Source organism: Xanthomonas sp. LMG 8993 (assembly GCF_009835065.2).
Lineage (GTDB): Bacteria > Pseudomonadota > Gammaproteobacteria > Xanthomonadales > Xanthomonadaceae > Xanthomonas > Xanthomonas arboricola.
Genome location: NZ_QVIF02000011.1, coordinates 176,104 through 186,899, shown reverse-complemented (window position 1 = coordinate 186,899; position 10,796 = coordinate 176,104). Strand labels below are relative to the sequence as shown.

10 protein-coding genes are annotated in these 10,796 nt (G+C 67.9%); 3 read left to right on the top strand and 7 right to left on the bottom strand.

What is annotated here, in order from left to right; all coding sequences use genetic code 11:
• Nucleotides 1-135 precede the first annotated feature (135 nt).
• Genes DYQ94_RS18240 through xanC form a run of 6 tightly spaced genes read right to left on the bottom strand, consistent with a single transcriptional unit; the run spans nucleotide 136 to nucleotide 3,770 of the window.
• Nucleotides 136-783: a LolA-related protein gene (locus tag DYQ94_RS18240; RefSeq protein WP_126966194.1), complete on the bottom strand. Its 648-nt coding sequence runs from the start codon at nucleotides 781-783 to the stop codon at nucleotides 136-138.
• Nucleotides 707-1,681, bottom strand: coding sequence for a lysophospholipid acyltransferase family protein (locus DYQ94_RS18235; RefSeq protein WP_126966195.1), 975 nt, complete (start codon nucleotides 1,679-1,681; stop codon nucleotides 707-709). The genes DYQ94_RS18240 and DYQ94_RS18235 overlap by 77 nt, the downstream gene beginning before the upstream one ends.
• Nucleotides 1,678-1,965 carry an ApeI family dehydratase gene (locus DYQ94_RS18230; RefSeq protein WP_046345049.1) on the bottom strand — a complete coding sequence of 96 codons (288 nt, stop codon included), beginning with the start codon at nucleotides 1,963-1,965 and terminating at the stop codon, nucleotides 1,678-1,680. Before DYQ94_RS18230 ends, DYQ94_RS18235 begins: the two co-directional genes overlap by 4 nt.
• 11 nt (nucleotides 1,966-1,976) lie before the next feature.
• Nucleotides 1,977-2,726: a lysophospholipid acyltransferase family protein gene (locus tag DYQ94_RS18225; RefSeq protein ID WP_126966196.1), complete on the bottom strand. Its 750-nt coding sequence runs from the start codon at nucleotides 2,724-2,726 to the stop codon at nucleotides 1,977-1,979.
• A gap of 53 nt (nucleotides 2,727-2,779) precedes the next feature.
• Nucleotides 2,780-3,463, bottom strand: coding sequence for a COG4648 family protein (locus DYQ94_RS18220; RefSeq protein WP_024937536.1), 684 nt, complete (start codon nucleotides 3,461-3,463; stop codon nucleotides 2,780-2,782).
• Between the two features lie 37 nt (nucleotides 3,464-3,500).
• Complete coding sequence (gene xanC / locus DYQ94_RS18215; protein ID WP_011260626.1) at nucleotides 3,501-3,770, bottom strand: xanthomonadin biosynthesis acyl carrier protein XanC; 270 nt, start codon at nucleotides 3,768-3,770, stop codon at nucleotides 3,501-3,503.
• 288 nt (nucleotides 3,771-4,058) lie between these two features.
• On the opposite strand from xanC, the gene DYQ94_RS18210 reads away from it, so the two are divergent.
• Together DYQ94_RS18210 and DYQ94_RS18205 are read left to right on the top strand one after the other, a co-directional pair.
• Nucleotides 4,059-5,441: an NAD(P)/FAD-dependent oxidoreductase gene (locus DYQ94_RS18210; RefSeq protein ID WP_126966197.1), complete on the top strand. Its 1,383-nt coding sequence runs from the start codon at nucleotides 4,059-4,061 to the stop codon at nucleotides 5,439-5,441.
• Entirely contained in the window at nucleotides 5,438-6,445 is a 1,008-nt protein-coding gene (locus DYQ94_RS18205; RefSeq protein WP_160954437.1) for a chorismate transformation FkbO/Hyg5 family protein, read from the top strand. Before DYQ94_RS18210 ends, DYQ94_RS18205 begins: the two co-directional genes overlap by 4 nt.
• 71 nt (nucleotides 6,446-6,516) lie before the next feature.
• Here the strand turns inward: DYQ94_RS18205 and DYQ94_RS18200 are convergent, their stop codons facing one another.
• Nucleotides 6,517-7,860, bottom strand: coding sequence for an AMP-binding protein (locus tag DYQ94_RS18200; protein WP_184429187.1), 1,344 nt, complete (start codon nucleotides 7,858-7,860; stop codon nucleotides 6,517-6,519).
• Between the two features lie 366 nt (nucleotides 7,861-8,226).
• Between DYQ94_RS18200 and DYQ94_RS18195 the strand changes: the two genes are divergently transcribed.
• Nucleotides 8,227-10,587 (top strand): S9 family peptidase, encoded by a 2,361-nt coding sequence (locus tag DYQ94_RS18195; protein WP_160954452.1) that lies wholly within the window; start codon nucleotides 8,227-8,229, stop codon nucleotides 10,585-10,587.
• Nucleotides 10,588-10,796: the final 209 nt, after the last annotated feature.

Here is a 10,796-nt window from a genome sequence, read left to right as displayed (position 1 = left end):
CGCCAGGCCGATGCGGCGGTTTGCGTTCAACTTAAACGCCATGCGCAAGCCTCGCTGTGCCAGCGGAACGTCCACCGGCCGCGCGCGCGGCATGGGATCGTGCGAGCGGCTTGCTTGCGCCGTGGGCGCGCTGCGTCACGCGCCCGATCCGTGGCATAGCGTGGTCAGCGCGGCCGCATCGGTCACGCTTGCGGCCGCGCGCGCCGCACCGGCCAGCAGCGTGCGTTGCACGTCGCCCTTGGCCGGCTGGCTCTCGATGCAGCGCAACTCGTCATTGCGCCCGTACAGCCGCAACTCGCGCACCTGCTTGGCCACGGCAGCGTCCTTGGGCTGCAGCGTCAGTTGCCAGGCCTGCGGCTGGCCCTGCCCGCTGATGCGGTAGTGCTCCTCCAGCAGCGCACGGTCGCCGGCCAGCAACGCGCCGAAGCCGGACTTCAGGCCGGCCAGCTCGGGCACCCGGCTCAGCGAAAAACGCCGCGGCGATTTGCCTTCGCGTTCCAGCACGCCCTCGTCGCCCTGCAACGTGGTGGTCTCGCGATACGGCGCGCTGACCTCGCGCACCAGGGTTTGCGCGTCCGGGCGACGGTAATGGCCCTGCACGCGCAGCGGCGTCTTCAGCAGCGCCGAGCCACGCAGTTCGACGAACTCGGTACTGACCGGTGCAGGGCGTGCCAGGCGCTGCAGCACCTGGCCGACGTCCAGCGTCTCAGGCGGTGCGGCGCATAGCGGTGCGGCGCTGAACAGCAGTATCAGCATCCACGGCAGGGTGCGGCACATCGGCATGGTGGGTGTTCCAGAAATCGTAGAAGTTGAACCAGTTGTACGGCGCATAGCGTGTGTAATGTTCCAGCCTGGCCGCGTAATCGCGCATGAGTACCGCCAGCACCGGTGCGCGCTGGCGACGCGGCACGTCCAGGCCCTCGCTGAAGGTCTCGAACGCCAGCTCGTAATGATTGCCGCCGCGGTACAGGCCGAACGCCAGCACCACCGGCACCTTCAGCGCTGCGGCGATCAGCCACGGCGAGGTCGGGAACATCGCGTTGCGGCCGAGGAACGTCGCCGGCAACGCCGGGTCGCCCTCGCGCGGGCGATCGATCAGCAGCGCCACCAGCGCACCGGCGTCGGTGGCGTCCTTGATCGCCATGACGATCGAGGTCGCGTCCATGCCGGCGTCGATGATGTTGGCGGCCAGCTGCGGATTCAGCGCGTCCAGCAGCTCGGTCATGGCGCGGTTGTGGGCCTTGTCCAGCACCACCTTGACCTGCACGTCCGGCCGCTCGGTGGCCAGCACGCGCAGCGCATCGAAGCTGCCCAGGTGCGAGCCGAAGATCAGCACGCCGCGGCCGCGATCCATCTGCGCATGCAGCTGGTCCAGCCCGGTGATGTCGACCCGGAAGCGCTGCATCTGCCCACACAGCATGTACACGCGGTCCAGAATCGTCGAAGCGAAGGTGTGGATATGCCGCGCCACATCGCGCAGCGTTGCCGGGCGCTCCAGCACGCGCGTCAGATAGGCACGCGAGGCGCTGCGCTCGGGCGCACGCACCAGCAGGAAGTACAGCGTGATCGGGTACAGCAGCGCGCGTCCCACTGCACGCCCGGCATGCTGGGCGATGCCGCGGATCAGCCACAGCGCGAAACGTCCGCCGCCTTCCGGGCGTTGCTTCCACTGACTGCTCATTGCGCCGCCTCCGCCACCAGTTCGCCGCTGACCAGCAGCTCGTCGGCGCGCTGCACGCGAAAGCGCCAGCGTGGGCCGGCGCCGTCCAGCATGACCGATGCCGTCTGCCCGGGCAGCAACGGCTGCACGAACTTCACCTGCGGCAGGCGTGCCGCCGCGCGTGGGCCATACGCGGCCTCCACTGCCTGCAGCACATGGTCGAGCACGACCACGCCAGGCACCACGGGGCGCCCCGGAAAGTGCCCGGGCAGGCAGGGATGATCATGCGGCACGACGAAATCCATAAGCGGGTAACTCAAATCCTGGGTTGGAGCATCGCAGCCACGGCGTCGTGTGCCTGCTTGGTCAATTGCTGGCGGTCCGGCGCATCCGGCCCGGTCACCGGGATCGGATCGCCGATACGTACCCGGATGATGCCCGGGCGCACCCTGAACACACCCTCCACCGGCAGCACCTTGCCGCAGCCATCCACTGCCACCGGCACCACCGGCACACCAGCATCGATAGCGGCCTGCAACAGCCCGGCCTTGAACGGCAATAATGCGCCGCTGCGGCTGCGGGTGCCTTCGGGAAACAGACACAACTGCTTGCCCTCGCGCAGCAGCGCGGCGGCCTGCCGGCGCACCATCGCGCCGGCACGCCGGCTGTCACGGTCCAGGAACAGCATGCCGGTGGCCCGCGCATACCAGTTCACGAACGGCATCTTGAGCATTTCGTCCTTGAGCAGGAACCGCAGCGGCACCGGCAAGGCGTAGAACAACGCGCAGATATCGATGATGGACTGGTGGTTGCTGACGAACAGGTAGTTCCTGGACCAGTCCACGCGCTCGCGGCCTTCCACGATCACCGTGGCGCCGGCACCGCGAAACAGCACCGGTGACCACATCCACGCGCCCATGCGCAGCAGGCGGTCGGTGTCGCGCGTGATCGCCAGCAACGCCAGGCCATAGGCGATTCCGCCCGCGGTAAACGTCAGCGTGAAGGCCAGTTGCAGCAGATTGAACACGGCCCACGCCAGGCGCGACGGCATCCTTGCCAGCGGCATCTTTGTCTTGTCCCCGAAAATGTGCACGTACGTCGCTGCCCCTGGCCACGCACTCAGCGCAGCAGATCGCGCCAGAATTCCGGCCCGAGCCGCGCCATCTGGCGCAAGAAGTCTGGCAGATTACGATAGGGGCGCTGTGGAAACCAGCGGCCGCGCAATAGATATTCGCCTACAAAGAACCCGCCAACCACCCCGTACGCCAGCAGATTGGCGAACAACGATGCGCGCGCGTCGCTGATCGGCAGCGGCGAGACATAACCCAGTTGCGTCAGCACGCCACTGGGTTCGGCGCACAGGCCCAGCACCAGGTTGACCAGGGTCAGCGCGCACAGCAGCAGCGCCCAGGCCAGGGTGAGGCGGCGCGTGTAGCGGTACTGCTCCGGAGTGATCGGCATGCCGGCCTGGCGATACAGCCCCTCGACGATGCGCGTGATCAACGGCGTGCGCCCACGGCGCAGGCTGCGACCGAAGAACCAGGCGACCCAGCCGGTGAACACCACCGGCGGCGCGGCCAGCACCAGCATCGCGTACGGCGAGTGCCACAACGCACTCAGGCCCAGCAAGGTCAGCACGGCCAGCGCCCAGGCCCAGGCGCGGCGCGCGACCATCGGTTCGATCAGCACCATCAGCACCAACAAGCCACCGGCGATGACGGCAAGCTCCGGGCGATGGCTGGCGTTGGCCCAGTGCGCCAGCGGCGAATACGCCACCGCCAGCAACACGCCCAGCCCCAGCACCCACGGGGGCGCATCGCCGGGCGCGGCGGTCGCGACCTCAGACGGTCTTGTTGGCTTCGACATGCGCCGACAATGCGCGCAGCGACGCGAAGATGCGACGATTCTCGTCATTGTCCGAGCGCAGCTGGAAGCCATAGCGCTTGCTGATCGCCAGCGCCAGTTCCAGCGCGTCGATCGAATCCAGTCCCAGCCCGGTATTGAACAACGGTGCCTCCGGGTCGATGTCGGCGGGCTGGACGTCTTCCAGGTTCAGGCTTTCGACCAGGAGTTCGGCCAGTTCACGTTCGGCAGCGGTTTGCGAGGACATCCAGAGAGCTTCCAGGTGAGGGTCGGGCGACAGATTCACAACGAAATTGCAGAACAACCACAGCGGCGCAGACAACCGTCAGGCCGGCGCCGGCGATGCTGCAGGGCACAGACAGTGTACGTTGCCGTGCCGGCCGATTCCGAGCGCCCGCCGCACCGGCGTTGCGGCCGCATTGGCGAGGGTGTCGATCGGTCTGCAACAGCGAGTCGGCGGCCGGCATACCTGTCCGGGCCGCCGGTCAGGCTATCATGACTGCATGACGCTCGCCCGCTGCAGGTTCGTTCCAGGATGACTTCCACCGCTGTTGGCCCTACCCCGACCGCCAAGCCGGCAGCCGGGCCGGCCGCCGGACCCGAGTGTCCGGATGTCCTGATCATCGGCGGCGGGCCGGCGGGCTGCGCGGCGGCCATCGTCCTGGCCCAGCAGGGCTGGCAGGTGACCTTGCTGGAGAAGGCGCAGCATCCGCGCTTCCATATCGGCGAGTCGCTGCTGCCGATGAACATGCCGATTCTCGAACGCCTGGGCGTATTGGAAGACGTGCGCAGCATCGGCGTGCTCAAGCGCGGTGCGGACTTTCCCAACGACAGCGGCGGCTACAACACCTTCCGCTTCGCGCATGCGCTGGAGGCCAAGGCCGATTTCGCCTTCCAGGTGCCGCGTGCGCAGTTCGACCAGGTGCTGTTCGAGCGCGCGCGGGCGGTGGGCGTGGATGCGCGCGACCAGGTCAAGGTCGACGCGGTGGAGTTCGACGGGCAGCAGCCGGTGCTGCAGGCGCAGGGCGTGGCGGGTGCGCAGCAGTTCCGCCCGCGCTATCTGCTCGATGCCAGCGGCCGCGACACCTTCCTGGGCAACCGCCTCAAGCTCAAGCGCGCCAATGCCAGGCATCAATCGGCCGCATTGTTCAGCCATTTCCGCGGCGTGACGCGCCGACCGGGCGAAGATGCCGGCAACATCAGCATCTATCGCCACGCGCATGGCTGGATGTGGCTGATCCCGTTGCCGGACGACATCATGAGCGTGGGCGCGGTCTGCTACCCGGAATACATGAAGACCCGCAAAGGCGACAGCGAGGGCTTTTTCATGCGCACGCTTGCGCTCAATACCGAGCTCAGCGCGCGCATGCTCGGCGCCGAACGCGTGGCCCCGGTACATGCCACCGGCAATTACGCCTACGAATGCACGCGCATGTCCGGCCCGCGCTGGCTGATGCTGGGCGATGCCTACACCTTCGTCGACCCGATGTTTTCGTCGGGCGTGTTCCTGGCCATGCACAGCGCCGAGCGCGGTGCGGCGATGGTGGACCAGGCCCTGCGCATGCCGCAGCACGAGGCAAGGCTGCAGCGCGCCTTGCAGCGCGAGCTCAAGCGCGGCGTGGACGAGTTCAAGTGGTTCATCTACCGCTTCACCTCACCGACCATGCGCGCCCTGTTCGCACAACCGCAGAACACCTGGCAGATCGAGGAAGCGGTGGTGGCGATGCTGGCCGGCGACGTGTTCGACAGCCCCAGGGTGCGCCTGCGCCTGCGCGCGTTCCGCGCCATCTATGCACTGACCACCTTGTCGATGATGCCGCGCGCCTGGCAGTCCTGGCGCCAACGCCGACGTCAGGCCACGCTCGGCTTCGATGGCGACACCTTGCAACGCGACACGCAACAACGAGACACACGATGACCGTTTCCCCGGCCCAGAACACGCACACCGTGCGCCATCCCCGCCTGCAGGTCGACTATGTCGATCAGACCGACCCGTCTGCACTGCTGGCCGACCCGCAGGTGCTGGCCGTGTTCGGCTTCGGCACGGCGGCGCCGCGCCTGGACGACCCCCGCTACCTGCGCGTGCCGCTGCAGCCGTACCACGCCGACGTACTGGAAGTGTGGCGGACCGACGCGGCGGTGCACAGCGGCCGCGATGGCAACATCGCCTGGGCCAGCGACGGCCGCCTGCAGTTCGGCGTGATCGAAATCGACGAGCAGGATGTCGATATCGAAGCCGCCGCCGCCAAGGCCTATGCGGAAATCACCGCCTTCGTCACCGGCAGCCAGACCCCGCGCCTGCTGCGTATCTGGAACTATCTGGACGCCATCACCCTGGGCAGTGGCGACCGCGAACGCTACCGGCAGTTCTGCGTGGGCCGTGCGCGCGGCCTGGGCGCCTTCGACAATGCGCAATTGCCGGCCGCCACCGCGGTGGGACGCTGCGATGCCGAGCGCATCATCCAGATCTACTGGCTGGCCGCCAGCGACGCCGGCACCCCGCTGGAAAACCCGCGCCAGGTCAGCGCCTACAACTACCCGCGCCAATACGGCCCGCAGCCGCCGAGTTTCGCGCGCGCCATGCTGCCGCCGGCCGGCAGCGACATGCCGCTGCTGCTGTCAGGCACCGCCGCGGTGGTCGGGCATGCCTCGATGCACACCGGCCAGTTGCTGGCGCAGCTGGAAGAGACCTTCGCCAACTTCGACGCCCTGCTGGGTGCCGCCCGCACGCACGCACCGGCGCTGCCCACGCAGTTCGGCGCCGGTACCCGCCTGAAGGTCTACGTGCGCGAGCAGGACGACCTGCCCAGGGTGGCGCAGGCGCTGGACGCCCGCTTCGGCGATGCGGTGCCGCGTCTGCTGCTGCACGCGGTGATCTGCCGCGACGAGCTGGCGGTGGAGATCGATGGGGTGCATGGGTGAGCGATTGCGGTCATCAGTACTGATGCCCGCTGCAGCCACGCAGCAGCAATGCTCCGTGGCGAGGCCTGCGCTCAGCCGTTGAGCAAACCCAGCACCACTTCGCGTGGCAGCTTGCCGGTTTCGTTGCGTGGCAGGGCGGCGAGTTTGCGCAGGCGGCGCGGCAGGAACACCGGGTCGACGCTGACGCGCAGGGCGGCGAGGATCTGCGCTTCGTCCAGGGTCGGGGCGACCACCAGTGCGGCGATGCGGCCGACTGCCTGACCGGGCTCGGGTGCGAGCTGCACGATGGTGCCGTCGACGACGCCCGGGATGGCCAGCAGGCGACGGGTCAGATCGGCCAGCGAGGCGCGTTTGCCGGCGATTTCCAGCAGATCGGCCTGCCGGCCGCGCACCTGGAAGGTGCCGTCGGCAGCCACGTCCATCATGTCGGCCAGCAGCACCGGCGTGGCCAGATGCGGTGCGTGCACCAAGGTGCCTGCCGCCTGCGTTTCCAGGCGCACACCGGGCAGCGGTGTCCACGCCGCCTCCAGCGCGGTGCGGCGCACCGCGAACACGCAGGTTTCGGTGGAACCGAACATTTCGCGTACCTCGCCGCCAAACCGCGCTTCGGCGGCCGCGGCCACGTCCTGCGCCAACGGCGCGGTGGCCGAGACGATGCCGACCAGCGGCGGCAACGCCACGCCGGATTCGACCAGCGCGCGCAGGTGCACCGGCGTGGTCACCAGCACGCGCGGGGCAGGAATGTCCGACAGCGCGCGCGCCACATCGTCCGGAAAGAACGGGCGGCCCGCATGCACCGCAAGCTCGGTCACCATCGGCAGCAGCACCGACAGTTCCATGCCGTACATATGTTGCGGCGGCACCGTGGCGACCACGTGCGGCACCGCATCGGTGTGCGCCCACAGGCTTTCCAGCGCGACCAGATCCTGACGCGTACTGGTCAGGAAGCTGCCCCAGGTCTTGGGGTTGGGCTGCGGGCTGCCGGTGCTGCCGGAAGTGAAGCCGATGGCCACCAGGGCATCGTCGGCCAGCTGCGGAATCGGGCCTGCGGCCTGCGGCAACTCGGCCGGCAGCTGCCAATAGCGCGGCGGTGCCAGCTCCAGTGCCAGATCGCCCAGGCAGTAGGCATCGGCATGCCGCGCCTGCACCTCGCCAACCACGGCCGGCGCGCGCGAGGACGGCAGCAGCGACACCTGACCGCGCAATGCGCACGCATAGAACGCGACCATGAAGCGATAGCGGTCTTCGCACAGATTCACCGCGTGGCGACCGTCCGGCAATAGCTGCGCCAGGCCATGCACGTGTGCAATGAAGGTGGCCAGATCGACCGACTGCCCCGCGCGCCAGGCCAGCGGCCGGCCGGGCGCGCCGACGGCCATCGGGTGGGAAACGGCAGGAACAGGCAGGCTGGACATGGGAACCGGCAATCGCAAAAGCGCGCTAGCTTGGCCGCCACCTGCCCTGCTGGCAAGTCGGGAGGTTTCCGGCTGCGCCACGGAAGCGGCGGTCGGGAACCTTGGCAAGGCCCGTGCGCCAAGCGCATTCCAACTCATTGCAGCAGCGCATTGCAGCTGGCGTGCATTGGCCGTCAAGCGCGTACGCCCGTGCGAGCCAACGCGCGCACAACCGCTTGTGGTCGCGTCCGCCACTCGTCCATGCCTTGCCTGTTCGATAACGCACTCGCCTCCACGCGCACATGACCTGTGGCCCAAGCCCCCGGCGGAAGCGAGCTGCTAGGCTTGTCCGCTCCTCGTTGCGTCCAGTTGTTACCGATGCCCAGATTGTTGCCGCTGTCCTTGTTGTTGCTGGCTGTCACCGCGCATGCGCAATCCGCCACACCGCTCACCATCGAACAGGTGATGGCCGATCCGGACTGGATCGGGCCGTCGGTGGATCAGGCCTGGTGGCAGTGGGACGGCAAACAGGTGCAATACCTGCTCAAACGCAACGGTTTCCCGGTGCGCGACACCTATCGCCAGGGCGCCGGCGGCGGCAGCGCCGAACGCGTGGCCGACAACGCACGCGCCGGCCTGGATGCGGATAACCCGAGCTACGACGCGACCCGCCAGCGCATGCTGTTCGCGCGCAATGGCGACATCTTCCTGCGCGATTTGCGCTCCGGCGCACTGACCCAGCTGACCCGCAGCAACGAGGTCGAATCGCGGCCGCAATTTGCCAGCGATGGCGGTGCGATCTGGCGCGCGGGCAACAACTGGTACCACTGGCGCGCCGACGGTGGCACTGCGCAGGTTGCAGTGGTCAAGGCCGAGCGCGATCCCAACGCTGCGCCCAAGGCCGATGTGTTGCGCGAGCAGCAGCTGGCCACGCTGGCCACGCTGCGGCGCGACCGTGAGCAGCGCGATGCGTTACGCACCCAGGAAGACGCCTGGCGTCGCGCCGATGCCACGCGTGCGGCAGCACCGGTGTACCTGGGCGATGAGGTGGAGATCGTCGACAGCGCGTTGTCGCCGGACGGCCGCCACCTGCTGGTGGTCACCCAGGCCAAGGGTGCCGAAGAGGGCCAGGCCGGCAAGATGCCCAAGTACGTGACCGAATCCGGTTACGAGGAATTCCAGGAAGTGCGCACTCGCGTCGGTCGCAATGCGCCGGTGGCGCATGCGCTGTGGTTGGTCGATGTCAGCGCCGGCACTGCAAGACCGCTGTCCTTCGACACCCTGCCGGGTATCGCCACCGACCCGCTGGCCGCGCTGCGCAAGGCCGCCAAGCGAGACGCGCTCAAGGGCAACCGCGCCGTCCGTGTGGAAAGCGACGGCGACGGCAGCGGGCCGGCGGTGCACTGGAGCGACGACGGGCGCAACGTGGCGGTGGAGATTCGCGCGGTGGACAACAAGGACCGCTGGATCGCCAGCGTGGACCTGGCCAACGCCACGTTGCAGCCGCGGCACCGCCTGAGCGACAGCGCCTGGATCAACTGGGACTTCAACGATTTCGGCTGGCTGCCCGACAACCGCACGCTGTGGCTGCTGTCGGAAGAATCCGGCTATTCGCAGCTGTACACCGTGGAAGGCAACGGCAAGCCGCGCCAGCGCACGCGCGGCAAGTGGGAAGTGTCGATGCCGGTGCCCAGCGCCGACGGCAGCAGCATGTTCTTCCTGTGCAACCAGAAATGGCCAGGCGATTACGAGGTGTGCAAGCTGGATCTGCGCAGCGACCAGCTCAGCGAGGTCACTGCGTTGAATGGCGTGGAAGGCTTCAGCCTGTCGCCGAACGGGCAGCAACTGCTGGTGCGTTATTCAGGCAGCTACCTGCCACCGCAGCTGGCGGTGGTGCCGGCCGCAGGCGGCCAGGCCACGCTGCTGACCGACACCCGCACGCCCGCGTTCAAGGCGGAGCCGTGGATCGCGCCGCAGTACGTGCAGGTACCGTCCAGGCATGGCGCCGGCACGGTCTGGGGCAAGTACTACGGGCCGCAGAACCCCGAGCCCGGCAAGCAGTATCCGATCGTGATGTTCGTGCACGGCGCAGGCTATCTGCAGAACGTCTCGCAGCGCTACACGCCGTACTTCCGCGAGCAGATGTTCCACAACCTGCTGGTGCAGCAGGGCTACATCGTGCTGGACCTGGACTACCGCGCCTCGGAAGGCTACGGCCGCGACTGGCGCACCGCGATCTACCGCAACATGGGCCACCCGGAGCTGGAAGACTATCTGGACGGGCTGGAGTGGCTGGTGACGCAGAAGCAGGGCGACCGCGCGCGTGCCGGCATCTACGGCGGCTCGTACGGCGGCTTCATGACCTACATGGCGCTGTTCCGCAGCCCCGGCACCTTCAAGGCCGGCGCGGCGCTGCGTCCGGTCGGCGACTGGATGCAGTACAACCACGAGTACACCTCCAACATCCTCAACACGCCCGAGCTCGATCCCGAGGCCTATAAGACCTCATCGCCGATCAACTACGCCGACGGACTGCGCGACCATCTGCTGATCGCGCACGGCATGATCGACGACAACGTGTTCTTCAAGGACTCGGTCGACATGACCCAGAAGTTGATGGAGCTGCACAAGGACAACTGGCAGGTGGCACCGTATCCGCTGGAACGCCATGGCTTTACGCGTGCCGATTCGTGGCTGGACGAATACAAGCGCATCCTCAAGCTGTTCAATGAGCAGGTGAAGCCGTAAGCCATGCCGCTGCGGCCGGGCGATGCGTGCTGCATCGCCCGGTCGATGACGTGGCGCGCGGCGCCGGCATCCCCATGCTGCAGCAAGCGACAGATCGCCCAGGTTGCACGCGTGATGCGCTGCCACGCTAGCCATCGCCATGCATCACCCTGCCCGGCACTCACCTGCACGTACGCAACTGGCCCTAAGCTTGGCGCAGGATCGGCAGA